The sequence below is a fragment of the Streptomyces sp. SAS_272 genome (assembly GCF_052543235.1).
Genome location: NZ_JBMNDR010000090.1, coordinates 1 through 20053 on the forward strand (window position 1 = coordinate 1; position 20053 = coordinate 20053).

General features: G+C 73.6%; 16 protein-coding genes. 9 read left to right on the top strand and 7 right to left on the bottom strand.

Annotated elements, in window-relative coordinates; translation table 11 throughout:
* The first annotated feature begins 134 nt into the window (after positions 1-134).
* The 4 genes from ACN6LD_RS34905 to ACN6LD_RS34920 all read left to right on the top strand — a co-directional run bounded on the left by ACN6LD_RS34905 (position 135) and on the right by ACN6LD_RS34920 (position 2791).
* Positions 135-1139 (top strand): Ppx/GppA phosphatase family protein, encoded by a 1005-nt coding sequence (locus ACN6LD_RS34905; protein ID WP_445045261.1) that lies wholly within the window; start codon positions 135-137, stop codon positions 1137-1139.
* A 32-nt stretch (positions 1140-1171) separates the two neighbouring features.
* Complete coding sequence (locus ACN6LD_RS34910) at positions 1172-1366, top strand: hypothetical protein (protein WP_445045262.1); 195 nt, start codon at positions 1172-1174, stop codon at positions 1364-1366.
* A gap of 109 nt (positions 1367-1475) precedes the next feature.
* Positions 1476-2492 carry an iron-containing redox enzyme family protein gene (locus ACN6LD_RS34915; RefSeq protein ID WP_445045263.1) on the top strand — a complete coding sequence of 339 codons (1017 nt, stop codon included), beginning with the start codon at positions 1476-1478 and terminating at the stop codon, positions 2490-2492.
* Between the two features lie 95 nt (positions 2493-2587).
* A complete protein-coding gene (locus ACN6LD_RS34920; protein WP_319193845.1) occupies positions 2588-2791 on the top strand; it encodes a CDGSH iron-sulfur domain-containing protein in 204 nt (67 codons plus the stop codon).
* Between the two features lie 196 nt (positions 2792-2987).
* Here the strand turns inward: ACN6LD_RS34920 and ACN6LD_RS34925 are convergent, their stop codons facing one another.
* On the bottom strand, positions 2988-3422 hold the full coding sequence (locus ACN6LD_RS34925) for a subtilase-type protease inhibitor (RefSeq protein ID WP_445045264.1): 435 nt from the start codon (positions 3420-3422) through the stop codon (positions 2988-2990).
* Between the two features lie 473 nt (positions 3423-3895).
* Here ACN6LD_RS34925 and ACN6LD_RS34930 point away from each other — a divergent pair, with 473 nt between their 5' ends.
* Complete coding sequence (locus ACN6LD_RS34930; protein ID WP_445045265.1) at positions 3896-5065, top strand: lactate 2-monooxygenase; 1170 nt, start codon at positions 3896-3898, stop codon at positions 5063-5065.
* 30 nt (positions 5066-5095) lie between these two features.
* Here ACN6LD_RS34930 and ACN6LD_RS34935 read toward each other — a convergent pair whose 3' ends face one another.
* The 4 genes from ACN6LD_RS34935 to ACN6LD_RS34950 form a co-directional block, all read right to left on the bottom strand.
* A complete protein-coding gene (locus ACN6LD_RS34935; RefSeq protein WP_445045266.1) occupies positions 5096-6727 on the bottom strand; it encodes a ricin-type beta-trefoil lectin domain protein in 1632 nt (543 codons plus the stop codon).
* A 472-nt stretch (positions 6728-7199) separates the two neighbouring features.
* Positions 7200-7577: a hypothetical protein gene (locus ACN6LD_RS34940; protein ID WP_057577480.1), complete on the bottom strand. Its 378-nt coding sequence runs from the start codon at positions 7575-7577 to the stop codon at positions 7200-7202.
* 3 nt (positions 7578-7580) lie between these two features.
* The gene (locus ACN6LD_RS34945) at positions 7581-7826 is read right to left on the bottom strand and encodes a hypothetical protein (RefSeq protein WP_319195481.1); all 246 of its coding nucleotides are present in this window, start codon (positions 7824-7826) and stop codon (positions 7581-7583) included.
* A gap of 110 nt (positions 7827-7936) precedes the next feature.
* Positions 7937-10177 (bottom strand): glycoside hydrolase family 9 protein, encoded by a 2241-nt coding sequence (locus ACN6LD_RS34950; protein WP_319195483.1) that lies wholly within the window; start codon positions 10175-10177, stop codon positions 7937-7939.
* 315 nt (positions 10178-10492) lie between these two features.
* Between ACN6LD_RS34950 and ACN6LD_RS34955 the strand changes: the two genes are divergently transcribed.
* The 3 genes from ACN6LD_RS34955 to ACN6LD_RS34965 all read left to right on the top strand — a co-directional run bounded on the left by ACN6LD_RS34955 (position 10493) and on the right by ACN6LD_RS34965 (position 15574).
* On the top strand, positions 10493-11059 hold the full coding sequence (locus ACN6LD_RS34955) for a cysteine hydrolase family protein (RefSeq protein ID WP_445045267.1): 567 nt from the start codon (positions 10493-10495) through the stop codon (positions 11057-11059).
* Between the two features lie 773 nt (positions 11060-11832).
* Positions 11833-14199, top strand: a complete 2367-nt coding sequence (locus ACN6LD_RS34960) for a SpoIIE family protein phosphatase (RefSeq protein ID WP_445045268.1) — start codon at positions 11833-11835, stop codon at positions 14197-14199.
* 118 nt (positions 14200-14317) lie between these two features.
* Positions 14318-15574: an SLC13 family permease gene (locus ACN6LD_RS34965; protein WP_319195495.1), complete on the top strand. Its 1257-nt coding sequence runs from the start codon at positions 14318-14320 to the stop codon at positions 15572-15574.
* A 9-nt stretch (positions 15575-15583) separates the two neighbouring features.
* Here ACN6LD_RS34965 and ACN6LD_RS34970 read toward each other — a convergent pair whose 3' ends face one another.
* Positions 15584-17662: a ricin-type beta-trefoil lectin domain protein gene (locus ACN6LD_RS34970; RefSeq protein ID WP_445045269.1), complete on the bottom strand. Its 2079-nt coding sequence runs from the start codon at positions 17660-17662 to the stop codon at positions 15584-15586.
* A 467-nt stretch (positions 17663-18129) separates the two neighbouring features.
* Between ACN6LD_RS34970 and ACN6LD_RS34975 the strand changes: the two genes are divergently transcribed.
* Positions 18130-18954, top strand: coding sequence for a phytanoyl-CoA dioxygenase family protein (locus ACN6LD_RS34975; RefSeq protein WP_445045270.1), 825 nt, complete (start codon positions 18130-18132; stop codon positions 18952-18954).
* Positions 18955-19072: 118 nt separating this feature from the next.
* Here ACN6LD_RS34975 and ACN6LD_RS34980 read toward each other — a convergent pair whose 3' ends face one another.
* On the bottom strand, positions 19073-20041 hold the full coding sequence (locus tag ACN6LD_RS34980; RefSeq protein WP_445045271.1) for an aldo/keto reductase: 969 nt from the start codon (positions 20039-20041) through the stop codon (positions 19073-19075).
* Positions 20042-20053 lie beyond the last annotated feature (12 nt).

The window sequence follows — 20053 nt, forward strand, 5'->3', positions numbered from 1 at the left end:
CCCCCCCCCCGCCTGCATCGGCCTTCGCCGGCATGCAGACCGTCATCGCACTCCCCGTCGCCGCACCTCCCCCCGTCGCCTTCCGTTTCTGCTCGGCGACGCATGAAGGCGCGGGCCTGGATACCCGCGGGTCCATGAGAATCAGCGTTCTGGACGTGGGGTCGAACACCGTGCGGCTCGTGGTCGCCGACGCGGTGGGCGGAGTTCCACTGCCGGTGCACACGGCCAAGTGGCGGCTGCGGCTGTCCGAACAGGTCAAGCCCGGTGGCCCCGTCCCGGACGAGGCTGTGGAACGACTCGTGCGGGCGGTCTCCGCCGCGGCCCGGACCGCGGACCGGTGGGGGGCCACGGGGCCGCTCGCCTTCGCCACCGCCGTGGTGCGCGCCGCCCCCAACCGGCAGGCGGTGCTGCGCACGGTCCGCGCGCGCAGCGGCGTCGCGCTGTCCACCCTGCCGGGCGAGGTGGAGGCGGAGCTGACGTTCCTCGGGGCCCGGCGCTGGATGGGCTGGCGGTCGGGACCGCTCGCCCTGATGGACATCGGCGGCGGTTCCTTCGAGGCGGCCTTCGGCCGGGGCCGCCTGCCGGACTTCGTCGTCTCCCTGCCGTTGGGCGCGGCCCGCCTCACCCACGACTTCTTCGCGGACCAGGACCCGCCGTCCCCCGAGCTCCTGCGCGCGGCCCGCCGCAGAATCCGTCACCAGCTCAGGGACGTGGCAGCCCGGATCCGCTGGGAGGGCCCGCGCACAGCGGTCGCCACCTCCCGTACCTTCCAGCAGCTCGCACGGCTGTGCGGGGCCGCGCCCGGGCGGCACGGCCCGTTCATGGACCGCACCCTGCGCCGCGGCGACCTGCGGAAGGCCGTCGACACGCTGGCCGCCCTGCCCGCGTCCGAACGCGCCCGGCTGCCCGGCATCTCCGCACCGCGCGCCGCGCAGAGCCTGGCCGGCGCGGTGCTCGGGCACACGGCGATGAAGCTCACCGGGCTCTCCACCCTCACCGTCTGCCCCTGGGCCATCCGCGAGGGAGTCATGCTGCGCCACCTGGAGGACGGCCCGGCCTGGTGGGCCGAGGTCACCCGGCTCGCCTACGACGCGGACGCACCGCCGGAGCCGATCCCGCTGCGCCTCACGAAACACTGAGACCGATCCGAACCCGGCGGAAGGCAGCCACCGTGCCCGACCACGACCAGCGGCCCGACACCGGCCAGGACCGCCCCCGGACCGCTCGGGAGGAGGTCATCCGGGAGACGGAGGACGCCGAGACCCGCGTCGACGACCCGGAGGGCGAGCGTGCCCGGCGCAGGGGAGAAGCCGCCGACGCCCCCGCCGCCGACCGGCGCGCCGAAGAGGAGTCCCAGGGCGACTGAGTCCTCCGGCGCGACGCATCCCGGACGGCGGGGCGCCCGGCGCCGGACGCCAGCGCCGTCGAACCGCAGGCCGAGGGGTGTTCCGCCGCCTGCGGGGTACCCGGCCCGCATGGCACACGACCTTGCAGGACCGCCGCTGCCGGTCCCCCGGGGGCCGCTCTCCGAGGCCGTCCGCGCGTACCTCGAGGACGCGGGCCCCCTCCCGGCGGCCGAGGCGGCGGCGTCCGCCTCGCCGTACGGCGACGACCTCCAACTGGCCCTGTACCTCTGCTACGAGCTGCACTACCGCGGTTTCGCCGGGGTGTCCCCGGACCGTGAGTGGGACCCTGCGCTGCTGCGGGTCCGGGCCGCGCTGGAAGACCGCTTCCTGACCGCCCTGCGCGCCGACACACCGGTCCACGCCTCCCTGGACGACGCGCTGGCGGAGATCCTCGTGGAGCCCGTCGGGGGCACGGGGGTCAGCCACTTCCTGGCCGCCGAGGGCGAGGCGTGGCAGCTGCGCGAGTACGCGGCCCAGCGCTCCCTGTACCACCTCAAGGAGGCGGACCCGCACGCGTGGGTGCTGCCGAGGCTGTGGGGCCGGGCCAAGGCGGCCATGGCCGCGGTGGAGTTCGACGAGTACGGCGGCGGCCGGGCCGAGCGCGTGCACGCCCGGCTCTTCGCGGACCTGATGGAGGACCTGGGGCTGGACACCGGCTACGGCCGCTACCTCGACGCGACGTGCGCGCAGGCGCTGGCCGTGGTCAACATGATGTCGCTGTTCGGCCTGCACCGGTCCCTGCGGGGCGCGCTGGTCGGCCACTTCGCGGCGGTGGAGATCACCTCCTCGCCCGGCTCGCGGCGGCTCGCGCAGGCGATGCGCCGCGCGGACGCCGGCCCCGCCGCCGTGCACTTCTACGACGAGCACGTCGAGGCCGACGCCGTCCACGAGCAGGTCGTGCGCCATGAGGTCATCGCCGGCCTGCTCGAGGAGGAACCGCACCTCGCGGCCGACATCGCGTTCGGCGTCGACGCGACCGGGATGCTGGAGGACCGTCTCGGCGAACGTCTGCTGGCCGCCTGGCGCTCGGGCGGGTCCTCCCTGCGGATCCCGCTGCCCGAACGGGAGACCGTCCGCGCCTCCTGACCGGCCCCGCCGCCGCCCCACGGCGACGAGAGGCGTCGACAGCCGTCGAGGGCCGACGACAAGGAACGACGAGAACGAGGAGCTGGTGGTCGCCCGTGCCGAACTCCCCCGCCGACAAGCCCTGCCGGATCAGCGTCCGACGCCGGGGGCCCCTGCTCGTCGAGGGCCCGGTGGAGGTGGAGCTGGAGGACGGCACCACCGTCTCCTCCGACCGCTTCCGGGTCGCTCTGTGCACCTGCCGGCGCAGCCGCCGCTATCCCTGGTGCGACACCAGCCACCGGGACCGGGAGCGCCCCTAGCCGGCCGCCCGGAAGGCCGCATCCGCTCGGTCGGATGCGGCCGGGTCGTACACGAAAAGCCCGGAGGCCGGCGGCAGCCCCACACCGCCGGTCCGGCCTCCGGGTACGAGATCACAGCGGTCCCGCGTCAGGGGCTCGCACTCCCCACGTCACGAGCCTGCCTCGGTCTCCCACGGGGACCACGTGATCCCGGTCCTCAGAACGCGAAGAGGCTGCTCTCGGCAGCGTTCTTCACGCACTCGTTGGCGAAGGTGTGCGCGAAGGCGACGCGCCTGCCCTGCCACACGCCGTCCACGGTGACGACCACCGGGTCGTACTGCCTGGTGCACACGGCGTGGCCGGGGCCCGCGAGGAGCTCCGGGTCACCGCCGACGGCGCGCATTTCGGCGCAGGCCAGGGAGGCGGCCGGGTGCGTGCCGGAAGGGGTCGGCGCGCAGCTCAGAGTGACGGCCCGGGCCGCGTTGACGGTGGCGGCGGTCTCTCCGTGGCCCACGGTCAGCACGAGTGCCGACGGGGCGTACAGGGAGGTCGGCGCTGCGGCCGGGGCGGCGAGCGCGGATCCGGTGAGGGATCCGCAGACGGTTGCGGCCGTGAGGCCGAGGGTCGCTGCCCAGCGCGCGGTGTTCCGCATTGTGTGCATCCTTCCGCTCGATTCGGGGGTGTGCCGGTCCGACTCGGTCGGTGCCGAACGCGGCGAGCGCGAGTCTGCCGAGTCCGTCGCCGAATCTCACATCGACCCCACGGGTTTCGGTAACCTTGCGTGTTGAATCAGTGGCTCGAAGTCACTAAGTTCGAACGTTCCAACGCCGGAAACAAGCGCTTCATGATCGGTTCGATCGGTTCGATGACCGGTTCTCATAGCTTCGTTAATCGGCCTGAAACATTCCGCTAGCGCCCCCGCTTCCCCGGCGATCTCTTCGGAAGCCGGCCGGACCGACGCCGCACCGCACCGCTGGAGGCCCTCGATGACGCCCCGCGGGAGCGCGCCCGGAGCGCCGGCGCGGACCGGACCACGGCGCCGACCCGCCGGTATGGTCACCCTGCTGCACCCCGCCCGCGCAACGGCGCGACGGGACGCCGGGAGACGAGAGACGGGACGGTCGCATGGCCAAGCACTGGGGGGACTTCCAGTACGAGATCTACCTCAACGGGATGACCGGCGCGGTCCCCCGGCTGCCGACCGACCTGACCCGCCTGGAGGAGCTCACCGAGCGTCGGCTCGGACCGGGCCCGGTCGGCTATGTCGCGGGCAGCGCGGGCGACGGAAGCACGGCACGGGCCAACCGGGAGGCGCTGGAGCGCCGCCGGATCGTGCCGCGCATGCTGCGCGACGTGCGCGAGCGGGACCTGTCGGTCGAGCTGCTGGGCCGTACGCTGCCCGCGCCGCTGGCGCTGGCGCCGGTCGGGGTGCTGTCCATCATGCATCCGGAGGCGGAGTCCGCGGCTGCCCGGGCGGCGGCGGCGCACGGGGTCCCGTACATCCTGTCGTCGGCCTCCAGCACGCCCATCGAGCAGGTGGCCGAGGCGATGGGGGACGCCGAGCGCTGGTTCCAGCTGTACTGGTCGAAGGACCGGGAGATCACCCGCAGCTTTCTGAGCCGCGCGAAGGCGAGCGGCTTCACGGTGCTGGTCGTCACCCTCGACACCCCGATGCTGGCCTGGCGGCCCCGCGACCTCGACCAGGCCTATCTGCCGTTCCTGCACGGTGTGGGCACGGCCAACCACTTCACCGACCCCGCCTTCGCGGCGGGTCTCGCCAGGCCCGTGCACGAGGACCCGAACGCAGCCGTGCTGCACTTCGTGAGCCTGTTCGCGGACCCCGGCAAGACCTGGCCGGACCTGGCGTTCCTGCGGGAGAACTGGGACGGCCCGATCGTCCTCAAGGGCGTGCTGCACCCCGACGACGCGCGACTGGCGGCGGACGCCGGGATGGACGGCGTGGTGGTCTCCAACCACGGCGGCCGGCAGGTGGCCGGCGCGGTGGCGGCCGCCGACGCGCTGCCCCGGGTGGCGCAGGCGGTCGGCGACCGGCTGAGCGTGCTGTTCGACAGCGGGGTGCGCACCGGCGACGACGTCTTCAAGGCCCTCGCCCTCGGCGCACGAGCGGTCCTGCTCGGCCGGCCCTACGTCTACGGGCTGGGCCTGGACGGACAGTCCGGCGTCGAGCACGTGATCCGCTGTCTGCTCGCCGAGTTCGACCTCACGCTGGCCCTGTGCGGTCACCGCACCCCGTCGACCGTCGGACCTGAGGACCTCGTCGAGAACGCCGGCTGACGACCGCCCCGGGCCGGGGCGGACCAGGCCTCAGACGGACCCGTCCGCCAGGTCGGCGGGCCGGGCCGAGGGCGGCGCCTCGGTGCCGGCGACCGCGAGGGAGCCCGGGCTCGCCGAGGGGCCGTCCGTGAGCCAGCGCTGACTCGCCGAGTGGTCGCGCACCTTCACCACCACATCGCTGCCCGCGTTGTCACCGGCCGGGGCGAGAGCGAGCGCGTCGTCCCAGCGCGGCAGCAACTCGCCCTGCACGGTGAGGTCGTAGCGGACGTCGTCGCCGCGGGCGTCGGCGGCGTCGACGCACCCGCCGAGGATGACCACGCCGGCGTCCACGTGCGAGTCCACGCACAGATCGGGCCGGGCCACGCTGCGCACCTGCCCGTCGTCGTCGTACGACCACCGCTGGGTCGCCTCGGACGAACAGCCCGCCAGCTCGACGGAGGCGCCCGCCTTCGCCTCGCCGCGGACGTCCAGGCACAGGTCGGCGGCGGCGTTGCGCAGCCTGGTCTGCCGGGGCGTGGCGGGCAGCCGGGCGGTCCCGGGGGCGGTCGGCGAGGCGGTGGCGGCCTGCGAGTCGGTGCCGGGCACGCCGGTGCTGGAGGAGGCGGGGTCGGCGCCGCCGCCGTCCGTCCACAGGCCGGCCGCGAGCAGGGTGGTCACCAGGCCCGCCGAGGCCAGGCCCACGCCGGCGAACAGCCTGCGCGCCGAGCGCGGGCCGTCGGACGAGCGCCGGCGCGGCGAGGGGATCTTCGACAGAAGGGCGCCGCGCCGGCCCCGGGTACCGCCGCCGCGGTGTCGCGCCGAGCCCTTGAGGCGCACGGTCTGCTGACGGGCCCGGCCGGGCCGGGTGTCGTGGTAGCGGCGGGCGCCCCAGCCGAGCACCGCCTCGACGAGCAGCAGGCCGAGGCCGCTCTCGAAGCCGCCGAGCTGTTCGGCGGCGGAGCGGCAGTAGCGGCACTCGTCCAGGTGCTTGCGCACGTCGGGCAGGAGTTCGCCGCCGCGCCGGATGGGCACGTCCAGAAGTCGGTTGTAGAACCGGCAGTCCTTGCTCGGCGCGAGTTCCCGGTGGGCGCGCACGACGCCCTCGCGGAGCTTGTCGCGGGCCTGTTCGAGGGCCGCGGACACGGTCTCGGTGTCCATGCCGAGCAGTCCGGCCGCGACGGTGACCTGCTCGGCCTCGACCTCCACGTGCCACAGAACGCAGCGGGCGACCGCGGGGAGCCCCTGGAACGAGCGTTCCGCCAGCACCCGGTTCTCCGGCGTCATGGACTTCGCGGTGCGCATGCCGCGGGCCCCGGCCGGTTTGCGCAGCACCGGCAGGACGCCCGACAGCTGCTCGTCGGCGGACCAGAGCCTCGCCATGTCCCGGACGGTCACCAGCAGTCGGGGGCGCAGCGCCGTGCCCGGCTCGCCCAGCTTGAGCCGGTCGAAGACCTGGTGGAAGGCGGCGGCGGTGATCATCGACGCGACGCTTCCGGAGGAGGCGAGGCAGATGACCGCGTACTCGTGCACCGGCCGCCAGTGCCGGGCGATCAGCAGCGCCGTGGACTGGGCGACCTCGCTGTCCGCGCCGCCGCGGATCCCGGCGGCGAGAGACTCGTCGGACTCTCCGGGGCCCTCGCCCGGCGGGGGGTAGGGCGGAAGCGGAGGCTGGGGGGTGGGCACTGAGCGAATTCCTTTGGTACGTACCTGTTCGGTGCGGGCAGGGAGCGCCAATTCGCCTCCGCCGACGAACGCAGGGGACCTGGCCATGATCCCCCGCACGGGTGGTTCACCTTTGCACAACTAAGTCGCGCGCAACAAGGCGAGAGCCGAAGGCGCCCTTTGTTGATAGAAAGTCGATAAGCAAAAAGCGGCTCCCACCTCGTACTGCGCCTTTTCCGCACGACCGGGCGCTCCGGTCGGAATCCGTTCTTGCGCCCCGTGTGAAACACGCGCACGCGGCAGGGCTCCGCGCACGCTCCCGCCGCACCGGCCCGGGTAGTTGGCTGGAACCGGCCACTTCCTCGGAGGCCCCGCGCAGGACGGCGGCTCTCCTGCGCGAAACGGCCGCCGGCCCTGTTCCTCCCGCCCTCGGCCGGCGGCCCGGAAGGTTTCGGGTTCTCGTTCTCCCCTTCGGCGCCCCGTCGCGAGCGCGCTATATCTGCCAGGAGCGCAGCCGGTCCGCCGCCCCGTACACGTCGGTCTTGCCGTCGAGGAGATCCCGGGCGAGGTCGACGAGCGCACCGTACGGCGGATCGATGCCGACGCCGCTGGTGAACATGTACGCCACCGCCGTCGCACAGGCGAAGCGGGCGTTGGCCGAGGGCAGGGGCCTGAGCAGGGTGAGCGTGTGCAGCAGTGCGGCGGCCCGCCAGGCGGGGTCGGAGTCCACCCCCAGTTTGGGCGGGTCGACCCGGTGCCGGGCGACGGCGGCGACCAGGGCCGAGAAGTCGTTGACGGTGGGCTGCTCGGGCAGGACCTCTTCATGGCGCTGGAGCAGCCAGGGCACATCGATGTGGATGACGGCTGTCATCGGTCAGGCGACCCGCCCCTCGCTCCTGACGGAGCGCTCGTCGTCGGGGAAGGCGGCCGCGAACTCGTCGGCATGGGACGCGAAGAACCTGCGGAATTCCTCCGCGCCCTCCTGCAGCGCCCGGTGCCGCGCGATGTCGGCCGCGGCCGCCTCCCGCACGAGTGCCTTCATCGACGTACCGCGTTCCTTGGCGATCTGCCGCAGGTCCTCCAGCTCGCGATCGCTGAACTCCACATTGAGGGCTGGCATGCCCTTCACGGTACCGCGCGGGTACTTACTCGTAAATCTCCCCAGGTCAAAGTGATGACCGCGCGGTACCAGAAGGTGTTCGTCCGTGCACGCTCGCGACCGGTCGCGTCCTATTGCTGATCCGCCACGAACGACGCCATCCGGGCCAGCGCCGCATTCCAGTTGATCGCCGTCTCGTTCGTCGACCAGGACTGAATGTCGTCGATGTAGCAGAACTGCCCGACGCACCCCTGGAGCTTGCTCTGGGCATAGGGGTCCTGGATGCTCGAGTTCGGTCCGCCCGCGAGCGTTCCGGCCGGCGGCTCCGGCAGCTTCGGGTCGAGCTGGTGGGCGTACCAACGGCTGTGCTGACGGTGGGAGTTCACCTCGCCGTAGCCGGTGACGTACGAGATGTTGAGGGCGTTGCGGCCGAGGACGTAGTCCATGCTCTCGACGGCCGCGTCACGGTACTTCGCGGCACCGGTCAGGTCGTAGGCGGTGGCGATCACCACGGCGTTGTTCAGGACCTGGTGACTGGAACCCCAGTCGTACAGATTGCCGTCGGGCGCGTAGGGCATGCCGTACGGCTGTGTCGCCAGGGCGGCCAGATAGGCGTCCGCGCCGCGCACCACCGAGCGGCGCACCTTGTCCCGTCCCGGCAGCTTGCTGGGCACGAGGGCGAGGTCGAGCCGGCCGGCGGCGGCCGTGCGGGACCAGTCGAAGCCGTAGGGGCCGAACACGTCGGCGGTGTGCACGGGCGAACCGGCGACGAAGTCGGCGTACCGCTTCTCCCCCGTGGTCAGGTACAGCTCGGCCGCCGCCCAGTAGAACTCGTCGGTCGCGTCGGCGTCGTTGTAGGCGCCACCGCCGGTGGCGTCGGCCGCATCGGCGTACACCTCCGGGTGCGCCACGGCCGCCGCCCAGGCGGCGCGCGCCGCCTTCAGCGCCTTCGCCGCGAACGCCTTGTCGTAGGGCTTGTAGAGCCGGGCCGCCTGGGCGGCGGCGGCGGCCAGGTTGAGGGTCGCGGTGGTCGTCGGCGGGTGCAGCTCGCGCTTTTGCGGGTCGTCGTCCGGCAGCAGCGGCAGGCCCGTCCACTGCTCGTCGTGGACCTTGTGGTGGGCCATGCCCGCCAACGGCTGCCCGGCCGGCACCTGCATCTTCAGCAGGAAGTCCAGCTCCCAGCGGGCCTCGTCGAGGATGTCCGGCGTCCTGTTGCCGCTCTCCGGCAGGGCGAGCGTGCCGTCGCCGAGCGCGGCAGGATGGCCGGTGCGGGCGTGCAGGGAGCGTTCGTAGGTGCTCATCAGCTCCCAGACCGCGATGCCCCCGTTGACGACGTACTTGCCGTGGTCCCCGGCGTCGTACCAGCCGCCCGAGACGTCGAGGGTGTAGTCGCACACCCCGGGCCGGCAGGGCACCGACGCGTCGCCCTGGTTGGGCGCGACGCCCACGTGTCCTGCGGCCCTGCCGTATCCGGGCCGCAGGTCGTCGCGGATCGCGATGCCGCTGCGCTGCGTGTAGTAGTACTTCGCCGCGTCGACGCGCAGTCGGCGGTAGGCGGCCGTGCCGATGTCGAACGGGCGGCTGGTCTCGCCGTCGGCGACCAGGGTGAATCCGGCGCCGCCCTTGCGGTAGGCGCCGAAGTCGATGGAGTGCACGCGCTGTCCGGACGAGGCGTCGAGGCCGCGCGGCACGCTCCAGCCTTTCGCGACCGTCGTCCCGGCGGCGTTCCTCAGCCGCCAGGGCAGCTTGCCCGCGGCGTCCGTCACCAGCGTGGCGTTCTTCGGCCCGCCGGGCAGGTAGGCGACCTGGTTGACGCGCACCCGCGGTCCGGTGTCGGGCTCGTAGACCTCGGGCGGCACCCCGCCCAGCAGGGATACGTCGTCCAGGCAGAACCGCCAGGGGTCTGCGCTCCCGCCGACCTGGAAGGCGACCTGTCCCTGCGCGCTGTCGACGGGCGCGGTGAAGGTGTACGCGTACGAGTCCCCCGACGCGCTCAGCACCGGGGTCGCCTCGTACCAGGTGTCGTACGGCGCGGCCCCGAGGCCCACGACAGCGCGCACCACATGCCCCTCGGGCACTCCGGAGGCACTGAAGGAGAAACGGTACGTCGACCCCTTCTGCAAGGTGATGTCGTTCTGGCCGACGGCGGAGTCCCAGCGGTTGACGGTTCCGCCGGGCACGTCCGCGCAGAGCCGGCCGTCGACGAGGCCGGCGGTGACGTTGCTGGTCCACCACGGGTCGGCGGTCGTGTCGAAGGCGCCGTTCCTGACCTGTTCGGTCTCTTCGGCACCGGCCTGCTGCGCGGGCAGCGCGGTGAGCGCCGCACCCAGCAGGGCCGCGAGGGACAGCAGGGCGGTTCTGCGTCGTTTCACGTCCGGGCTCCTCGAAAGACGCGGGACGCTCCGTACCGACCGGGCGGCCGATGGGAGCGCTCCCAGGGAGGGGTCGAGGGACATGCTTGTTGCAGTCATGACACCCCGTCAACGGTGCGGACGAAATGACCTCGGGCCATCGCCGGCGGGCCGCGTCGCCTGGGCGTGTCGGCAGGACCGCGCCGCTGGGACCGCGCGGTCGACGACCGCGGGGACGGCGACCGTGAGCACGGGTCGTTGCCGCGGACGGGTCGTTGTCAGTGGGGCGTCCTAGGGTGGACCGTCCGCACCGCACTGCGAGAACGGGGAGCCGCCATGACCACCCTGCCCGACCGGCCGCGTACGGCACTGCTCGTCATCGACGTCCAGAAGGGCGTGGTGGCGGGCGCGCCCCGGCGCGACGAGGTGATCGCCAATATCGGCGTCCTGATCGACGCCGCCCGCGCGCAGGGCGCTCCGGTCGTCTGGGTGCAGCACTCGGACGGCGAACTGGTGCGCGGCAGTGAGAACTGGCACTACGTCGAGGAGCTGGTCCGCCTCGACCCGGAGCCGCTCGTGCACAAGAGCTACTTCGACTCCTTCGAGGACACGGAGCTGGAGTCGGTGCTCGCCGAACACGGGGTGGGCCGGGTCGTCGTCACAGGCGCACAGACGGACGCGTGCATCCGCTCGACCCTGCACGGCGCCTTCGTGCGGGGTTACGACGTGACGCTGGTCGGCGACGCGCACACCACGGAGGATCTCAGCGAGTACGGCGCACCGGCCCCGGAGCTGGTCATCGCGCACACCAATCTGTACTGGTCGTGGCAGAGCGCTCCAGGCCGCAGCGCGGGCACGGTCGACACGGCGAAGGTGACGTTCGAGGGGAACGAGACGCACTGAGGCGCTTGGGCCGGGGCGCTGCGAGGGCGGCGCGGACACGAGGGAGCCGACGACGGTGGCGCGCCCCGACCGGCGGGTCCGGCCGGGGCGCACCGTACGCCGGCGGCCCTGCCGGCCTGGCCCCGCTGAAGGCGGGCAGCAGGGCGGTGGCCGCCTTGAAGAAGGCGTAGGACCAGACGAAGGCGCCGGACCAGCAGATGGTCCAGTCGGCCGGGAGGCCCACCGCGCGCCGGGCCGAGTCGTCGCGCCCGGGGTCGGCGGCGTCCGCGTACCGGCCCGTCGGGTCGGTGAGTCCGCCGGCGTCGACCGGTGTGAACCGTCAGCCGTCACGCAGCGGGACCGCACAGCGGCCCGGCGCGCTCGTGGCGCTCGTGGCGTGCGCGGCGGCCTGGTCGGGCGGGGCGCCGAGGACTGCTCCGGCGGCCGGTGCGGCCGCGGAGGCGGCAAGGACCGATCTGCGCGTGACCGTCGTGGACGACCCTCCCCCGCCAATCTGAACACCGGAAACCAGAGGTGCTCACAACTCGGCGCGGGCCAACAGAGTCTGACGATGCGCCGCTCCTGCCCGTCGAGGGTGCGGAAGTCCGCTGCGGCGTCGCGGATCCGCCGGGGCTCCCTCGAGGAAGATCGGCCGGATCTGCCTCTTGACCCCGGTGCACGTCCGCTGTGCGGCCGCCCCCCGGGGGTTCCCGTCCACGCGCGGGCCGAACGCACTAGGCTGGAACGGAAGTGACCTGCCTGTTCACTGTGAGTGCCCGCACGGGAGTGGCGAGATGAGCCCGGAGTATCCGTTCGACGAGGCCGCGACGGCCCGGGCCGTCGTCGACGACGTCGGCACGCTCATCGGGTGGAACGAGGGCGCCCGGGCCCTCCTCGGCTGGTCCCAGGACGAGGTCGTGGGCCGGCCCGCCGCGCAGCTCCTGAGCGAAGCCCTGCCCCTCCCCACCGCTTCCCGCTGGGACGGAACGGTGACTTTGCGCCACCGCGACGGCCGACCGATGCCGACCTGGCTGCTCGCCCACCACAGCCGCTCCGAGGACGGCCGGCCCGGGCAGTGGCTCGTCGTCACCCCTCTCACCGGGAGCGGTCCGGCCCCCTCGGACGAACCGCTCGCCACTGCGGGCCTGGTCCAGTCCCCCTGCCCCGTGGCGGTCTACGACGAACAGCTGCGGCTGCGCCGGATCAACGACGCGATGAGCGACGTCATCGGGCTGCCCGAGGACCGCGTCAAGGGTCTGCGGCTGTCCGAGATCGGCGGCCTGTCGCAGAGCTCCGAACTGGAACGGCACATGCTCCAGGTGCTGCACAGCGGCCGGGCCCGGGACGTCGAGACGTACATGCGGACCGGCGTTGAGGACCGCGCGCACGCCTGGCTCGCCCGGATGGCGCCGGTGACCGATCCGGCCGGCCGGATCCGGGGCGTGTGCCTGGCCGCCCACGACTTCACCGAGCACCACCGCTCCCGTGAGCGGCTCCAGCTGGTCAACGAGGCGAGCGTGCGCATCGGGAGCACCCTCGACGTGACCCGCACGGCCCAGGAGCTGGCCGAGGTGTGCGTCCCCGCGCTCGCCGACTTCGTCAGCGTCGACCTGCTGGACCCGCAGGACGGCGAACCCCCGGCCCGGTTCACCCCGCCGGTGAGCCTGCGGCGCGCGGCGCACCACTCGATCAACGCCGGAAGCCCCGAGGCGGTGGCCGAGCCCGGCGAGGCGCAGCACTATCCGACCGGGTCGCCGCAGGCCGACTCGCTGGCCGCGGGCCGCACCATCGTCGGCACGGTGGCCGACGGCGGTCTGGACGCCTGGCTGGAATGGGACCCGGCACGCGCCGCCCGGGTGCGCGAGCTCGGCATCCACTCCACGATGTCCGTGCCGATCCAGGCCCGGGGCGTCACCCTCGGCGTCGCCGTCCTCACCCGGTTCCGCCGGCCCGAGCCCTTCTCCCCGGACGACCTGCTGCTGGCGGAGGAGGTCACGACCCGTGCCGCCGTCTGCATCGACAACGCCCGCCGCTACTCCCGCGAACGCGAGACGGCCCTCGCCCTGCAGCGCAGCCTGCTGCCGCGGACCCTGCCGCGCACGGCCGCCGTCGAGGCCGCCTCCCGCTATCTGCCGGCCGCCCGCGCCGGGGTCGGCGGCGACTGGTTCGACGTCATCCCGCTGTCCGGGATGCGTGTGGCCATGGTCGTCGGGGACGTCGTCGGACACGGCGTCCAGGCCTCGGCCACCATGGGCCGGCTGCGCACCGCCGTGCGCACCCTCGCCGACATCGACCTGGCCCCCGACGAGCTGCTCACCCATCTTGACGACCTGGTGGTCCGGCTGTCGGAGGAGGCCGGCGGCGAGGGCAGCCCCGGCGAGGTCGGCGCGACCTGTCTGTACGCGGTGTACGACCCCGTGTCGCGGCGCTGCAGCCTGGCACGCGCCGGTCACCCCCCGCCGGTGCTGCTCCGGCCGGACGGCACGCCCCGGCGGATCGAGCTGCCCGCCGGTCCCCCGCTGGGCGTGGGCGGGCTGCCCTTCGAGTCGGCCGAGCTGGAGGTGGCCGAGGGCAGTGTGCTCGCCTTCTACACCGACGGCCTGACCGAGTCCCGCGAGCGCGACGCGGACGCCGGTCACCGGCTGCTCAGGGAGGCTCTGGCAGACCCGTCGGGCTCCCTGGACGAGACCTGCGACCGGATCCTGCGCACTCTGCTGCCGCCCGGCGGGGCCGCCGACGACGTGGCGCTGCTGCTCGCGCGCACCCGGGGCCTGCCCGCCTCCCAGGTCGCCACCTGGGACATCCCCGCCGACCCCGCGCTGGTCGCGCCGATCCGCAAGCAGGCCGTCGAGCAGTTGGCCCGCTGGGAGCTGAGCGACGCGTCGTTCACCACCGAACTCGTGGTGAGCGAGCTCGTCACCAACGCGATCCGGTACGGCTCCCGCCCCATCCGGCTGCGGCTCATCCATGACGCGACGACGCTGATCTGCGAGGTCTCCGACCACAGCCACACGGCCCCGCACCTGCGCCGGGCGAAGACCTGGGACGAAGGCGGCCGCGGCCTGCTCCTGGTCGCCCAGCTCACCCAGCGCTGGGGCAGCCGGCACACGGCCGAGGGCAAGACGATCTGGGCGGAGCTGGCGCTCCTCGAGGAGGAGTGAGGCGGTCCTCCCGCCGACCCGGCCGGGCGGGGCTCTTACCCGAACGTGTTTTCATGGACGGGCTCCCGGACCTCCTCGATGGGCGGGCAGCGTCCCGACCCCGTCCCGGAGAACCGCCCTGAACACCCCGCTCGCCGAAAGTCTGTCCGTCCTCCTGCTCGCCGCCGCCCTCGGCTGGGCGGTGCTGCGCCCCGCCGGGCGCTCCGAGGCCCTGGTCGCCGTCCCCGCGGCGGTGGCGGTGATCGCCCTGGGCGCGGTGTCTGCGGACCACGCCCTGGCGGAAGCCGAACGCCTCGGGCCGGTCGTCGGCTTCCTCGCCGCGGTGCTGGTGCTGGCGCACCTGTGCGACGTCGAGGGACTGTTCACCGCCTGCGGCGCGTGGATGGCCCGCCGGGCGGCCGGCCGGCCGCGGCGCCTGCTGGCCGCGGTGTTCGTGCTGGCGTCGGCCGTCACGGCGGCGCTGAGTCTGGACGCCACGGTGGTGCTGCTGACGCCGGTGGTGTTCGCCACCGCCGCCCGGATGGGGGTGCGCTCGAGGCCGCACGTCTATGCGTGCGCGCACCTGTCGAACACCGCCTCGCTGCTGCTGCCGGTCTCCAACCTGACCAACTTGCTGGCGTTCACGGCGAGCGGGCTGAGCTTCACCCGCTTCGCCGCCCTGATGGCGCTGCCGTGGGTGGTCGCGATCGGCGCCGAGTACCTGGTCCTGCGGCGGTTCTTCGCCGCCGACCTGCCCGCCGCCGAGCCCACCGCCGACGACGGTCCGGAGCCCGAGCTGCCGCTGTTCGCGCTGGTCACCGTGGCCTGCACGCTGGCGGGATTCGTGGTGGCCTCCGCGGTCGGGATCGAACCGGCCTGGGCCGCGCTGGCCGGCGCCCTCGTCATGGCCGGGCGGGCGCTGGCGCGACGCCGCGTGACGCCGGTCGCCGTGGTGCGGGCCGCCGCGCCGGGGTTCCTCGCGTTCGTGCTGGCGCTCGGGATCGTGGTGCGCGCGGTGGTCGACAACGGCCTCGCCGGCGCGTTGCGGCACGTGCTGCCCGGCGGCTCGGGTCTGCTCGCGCTGCTGGCCGTCGCCGCGGTGGCCGCCGTCCTCGCGAACCTGATCAACAACCTGCCCGCGGTGCTGGTCCTGGTGCCGCTCGCCGCCCCGGCGGGGACCGGGGCGGTGCTCGCGGTGCTGCTCGGGGTGAACATCGGCCCGAACCTGACCTACGCCGGATCCCTCGCGACGCTGCTGTGGCGGCGTGTGGTGCAGGAGCGCGACGAGCGCGTCGAGGTCGGCGAGTTCACCCGGCTCGGCCTGCTCACGGTGCCGGCCGCGCTGATCCCGGCCGTGGTGGCGCTGTGGGCCTCGCTCCAGGTGATCGGCGCCTGACCGCCCGGTTCAGCGACCGCCGCCGTATCCTCCGTAGCCGCCGTATCCCCCATAGGGGTAACCGCCGTAGCCGCCGTATCCCCCGTAGCCGCCGGAGCCCTGTCCGTAACCGCCGGACGGGCCGGGCCGGCCGCCGGAGCAGGGGTTCCCGTACCAGCAGGACGTGTCGCCCGGACCCGGGGACGCGCTCGCGGACGCCGTCGGGGCGGCGGACGGCGTCGGTGTGGGCGCCGGCTTCGCGGCCTTCGGCCTGGCGGACGGGGCCGGGGCGTCGGAGGGGTCGGTGTCGGCGCCCCAGTTGACGAACTGCATCTGCGGGTCGGGCTGCGAGGTGTCGATCACCCACCGCTGGGCGGCGCTGTCCACCCGGTTCTTCAGGACGAGCGCGCCCGATCCGTCGGTGGCGGCGGGCGCCAGCGCGAGGTTCTGGCCGGAGCGCGGGACGAGCGTGCCCTGCAGCGTGAAGTCGTACTGGACGTTCCTGGCGTCCGGCTGGGCGGCGCCCGTGCACGGCGCGAGCCGCACGGAGTAGCCGAGCCGGGAGTCGAGGCAGAGGTCGGGGGCGGCGGCGCTGCGCAGCAGTCCGGTCGGGTCGTACGCCCACTGCTGGCCGGCGGCGGAGGTGCAGGCGGCGAGTTCGGCCTCGGCGCCGCTGACCGGCTTGGCCCCTTCGACGCCGATGCACAGCCCGGAGGCGACGTTGTGCAGACGGCCTCGCACGGTGCCCTGTGCGGCGGCGTCCGCGCCGGCCCAGGAGGGGTCGCCGGTGGCCTTGTCCGTGCCCGGGGCGTCGGGCTCGGCCGCGCCGCTGTTGGCGGCCGGGGCCCCTCCGTCACCGGAGTCGATGACGGCCCACACCATGAGCGGCAGGACGACGAGCCCGCTCACGGTCAGCACGGCGGCGGCGAGGTTGCGCCGGCGGGCGGCGCGACGGGCCGCCTTCTGCTCCGAACGGCTCGTGCCGGGGCGTGGGTCCGCGTCCGCCGCGGAGCCGGGGCGCGGGGCGGCGTCGGCCGCGGAGGCGGGCGCGGGTGCGCCGCCGGGGCCGGCCGGGGCGGCGGCCCCGGGGAGGTCGCCGAAGCGGGCTCCGATCCGGGAGACCAGGCCGGACCGCACCCGGCCGCGGGTCGTGGGCCGGGCTCCGGCCTCGGCGGACGCGGCCGCGAAGGACCCGTCCGTGAAGGCCTCGCCCGCGTAACCGCGCGGCTTCTCCCCGGCCGGGTCGCCGGACTCGCCGTGGCCCGTCACCCTGATCTCCACATAGGCCGCGGCCGCCCAGCCCAGGATGCCGTCGGCCAGGGCGGTGCCGAGCAGCCCCTCGAACTGCACCAACTGGTCGGCGGTGTGGGTGCAGTGCCGGCAGCCGTCCAGGTGGTTGCGCAGATCGGGGTCGAGGTCGACGCCGCCGCGCCGGCAGGTGACGTCCAGGAGTCGGTGGTAGCGCTGGCAGTCGTCGTCGGTGGCGAGTTCACGGTGCACCTGGAGGCACTCCTCGCGCAGCCGCTCGCGGGACCGGCTCAACTCGCCGCGGGCGCCGTCCTCCTCGAGGCCCAGCAGTCCGGCCGGCACCGCCAGCGGCTCGGCCTCGACCTCGACGTGCCACAGCAGGCAGCGAGCCGACTCGGGCAGCCGCTGGAACGCCCGGGACAGCATGCGCCGGTTCACGGGCGGCAGCATGAGGGCGGCCGCCCGGTCGGCGATCACGCCGTCGCCGTCGCCCTCGGAGCGCAGCGTGGGATGCAGCAGGTCGCGGCGGCCGTCGGCGTCCCACTCGGCCGCGATGCGGCGGACGGTGACCAGCAGATGAGGGCGCCAGGCGGCCGTCGGACCGTTCTGCCGGAGGGTCTCGCCGAACAGCCGGGTGAAGGCGGCCGTGGTGAGCATGCCGGCCGCGCGCTCGCCGTCGGTGCACAGCCGGGCGTAGGAGAAGGCGGCCTCCCAGTGCCGGTCGAGCAGCTCACCGACGGGATGCAGCGCGGGCGACGCCCCCGTCCACTTCTTCAGCTCCGCGCTGAGCTGTTCGTCCGTCGCGTCGAAGCGGCGCGCCGAAGGGGAATTCGACAGGCCTGCGTCATTCACGGGCTGCATTCCTTCCGGGGCATGCGGCATAAAGTCCATACCATCGGGTTTGCGGTTCCGCCCGGGCGGCGGACGACTCGCACAGGGTTCGGCGCCTCTGACGTCCTCAGGGGGACAGCTCTTGTGAAGCGTGGGGAGTGTGACGGGAGGCGTCTCGTGCGCACGATGGGGAAATCGTTGTCCGCGCGCCGACAAGGCACACCTTCGCACAACCGGACCAGGACGAACAAGAGATCCCACGGTTTCGTACACGGGGCGCCGGACGCAGATATTGACGAAACGTCAATGCAGGATCGCCCTGTGGGGTGGTCCCGGTATTGCCGTCCCTTTTGACTCCCCTGCCGAGGGCTCCTTTCCGAGACGTGTTTCCCTCGCCTTTCCCTCGCCCGACGACAGCCGCCCTGGCCCGTCTTTCGCGTCGCCCGGCTCGGGGTTACGGTGCCAGTCCCGCGGCAGGCTGACCCAGGAGGCCATGCATGACAGTGACGGACATCGACACCGCCGGGACTCCCCGCCTGAGCGAGGCGGATCTGCGGCAGTACCGGGAGGACGGTTTCACCGTCGCGCGAGGGCTGTTCACGCAGGACGAAGTCGACCGGCTCTGCGCCGAGTTCGAGGCGCTGCACGCTGCGGGGCGGCCGGTGCCCGGGCATTTCGAGCCGCGCCCAGGCGCCGTGGACCCGCTCGCCGCGTATCCGAGGGTGCTGCACCCGCACGAGATCAGTCCGCTCGCCCGCCGGGTACTGCTCGACGCCCGACTGCGGGGCGCCCTGGAGCAGTTGCTCGACGAGGAGGTGCTGGCGGCGCAGAGCATGTTCTACTTCAAGCCGCCGGGCGCCCGGGGCCAGGCGCTGCACCAGGACAACTTCTATCTGCGGGTCGAACCGGGCACGTGTGTGGCCGCCTGGCTGGCCTGCGACGAGATCGACCGCGACAACGGCGGTCTGGAAGTCGTGCCCGGCACGCACCGGATGGACCTGTTCTGTCCGGAGACGGCCGACGCGCAGGTGTCGTTCGCCCGGGAGTACGTGCCGCCGCCGCCCGGGCTCGCGGCGACGCCGGTCGACATGGCCGCGGGCGACGTGCTGTTCTTCAACGGCAGTCTGGTGCACGGATCGCAGCCCAACCGCAGCGGCGACCGGTTCCGCCGGTCGTTCATCGGGCACTACGTCGGGCGCTCGGCGGAACGGATCGGCGAGTACTACCGGACGCTGACGATGAACGGCGAGCGGCAGGCCCTGCCGGTGAGCGAGGGGGCCGGGCCCTGCGGCACGGAGTTCCCGCCGGCGAGCCCGCACTGACCCGCGCGGACCCCTCGCCGCCCCCTGGCCCACCCCGCTCGGGCGCCCCGGAGCCACCCGCGCCCGGCGGGGCCGGGCTTCCGTCCTCGCCTGCGCCCCGTCCTCCGTCGCCGCCGGTTCAGTGACCGGCGACGGCGTGCGGGACGTAGGGCTGCTCGAGTTCCTGCAATTCCTTCTCGGTCAGATCCAGTTCGACCGCCGCCGCCGCGTCGTCGAGATGGTTCGGCTTCGACGCGCCGACGATCGGGGCCGTCACCGTGCTCCGGTGCAGAAGCCAGGCCAGGGCCACCTGGGCGCGCGGCACCCCGCGGGCGCCGGCGATGCGGGTGACGGCTTCGACGATCGTCCGGTCGCCGTCCGGGTAGAGGGCGCTGCCGAACGCGTCACCGGCGCTGCGGTCGGTCCGCGTGCCCCAGTCGCGGGTGAGCCGGCCGCGGGCCAGCGGGCTCCAGGGCAGCACGCCGACGCCCTGGTCCGCGCACAGGGGCAGCATCTCGCGCTCCTCCTCGCGGTAGAGGAGGTTGTAGTGGTTCTGCATCGACGCGAACCGGGTCCAGCCGTGCCGTTCGGCCGTGTGCTGCATCGTGGCGAACTGCCAGGCGTACATCGAACTCGCCCCGATGTAGCGGGCCTTGCCCGCCTTCACCACGTCGTGCAGCGCCTCCATCGTCTCCTCGACGGGGGTGTACGGGTCGAAACGGTGGATCTGGTACAGGTCGACGTGGTCGGTGCCGAGGCGGCTCAGGCTGTGGTCGATCTCGGACAGGATCGCCTTGCGGGACAGTCCGGCGCCGTTGGGTCCGGGTCGCATCCGGCCGTGCACCTTCGTGGCGAGCACGATCTCGTCACGCCGGGCGAAATCGCGCAGCGCCCTGCCGACGATCTCCTCGCTGGTGCCGTCGGAGTAGACGTTCGCGGTGTCGAAGAAGGTGACGCCCGCCTCCAGGGCCTGCCGGATCAGCGGCCTGGACGCCTCCTCGTCGAGAGTCCACTCGTGCGCGCCCCGGTCCGGGACGCCGTAGGTCATACAGCCCAGACAGATCCGCGACACGTCCAGACCCGTCGAACCGAGCTTCACGTACTGCATCGTCGCCGCTCC

Excerpts from the sequence above, each read along its gene's own strand:
- ACN6LD_RS34980 (WP_445045271.1), bottom strand. The coding sequence starts at position 20,041 with ATGCAGTACGTGAAGCTCGGTTCGACGGGTCTGGACGTGTCGCGGATC.
- ACN6LD_RS34915 (WP_445045263.1), top strand. The coding sequence starts at position 1,476 with ATGGCACACGACCTTGCAGGACCGCCGCTGCCGGTCCCCCGGGGGCCG.
- ACN6LD_RS34930 (WP_445045265.1), top strand. The coding sequence starts at position 3,896 with ATGGCCAAGCACTGGGGGGACTTCCAGTACGAGATCTACCTCAACGGG.
- ACN6LD_RS34925 (WP_445045264.1), bottom strand. The coding sequence starts at position 3,422 with ATGCGGAACACCGCGCGCTGGGCAGCGACCCTCGGCCTCACGGCCGCA.
- ACN6LD_RS34960 (WP_445045268.1), top strand. The coding sequence starts at position 11,833 with ATGAGCCCGGAGTATCCGTTCGACGAGGCCGCGACGGCCCGGGCCGTC.
- ACN6LD_RS34940 (WP_057577480.1), bottom strand. The coding sequence starts at position 7,577 with ATGACAGCCGTCATCCACATCGATGTGCCCTGGCTGCTCCAGCGCCAT.
- ACN6LD_RS34975 (WP_445045270.1), top strand. The coding sequence starts at position 18,130 with ATGACAGTGACGGACATCGACACCGCCGGGACTCCCCGCCTGAGCGAG.
- ACN6LD_RS34945 (WP_319195481.1), bottom strand. The coding sequence starts at position 7,826 with ATGCCAGCCCTCAATGTGGAGTTCAGCGATCGCGAGCTGGAGGACCTG.
- ACN6LD_RS34955 (WP_445045267.1), top strand. The coding sequence starts at position 10,493 with ATGACCACCCTGCCCGACCGGCCGCGTACGGCACTGCTCGTCATCGAC.
- ACN6LD_RS34970 (WP_445045269.1), bottom strand. The coding sequence starts at position 17,662 with ATGCAGCCCGTGAATGACGCAGGCCTGTCGAATTCCCCTTCGGCGCGC.
- ACN6LD_RS34905 (WP_445045261.1), top strand. The coding sequence starts at position 135 with ATGAGAATCAGCGTTCTGGACGTGGGGTCGAACACCGTGCGGCTCGTG.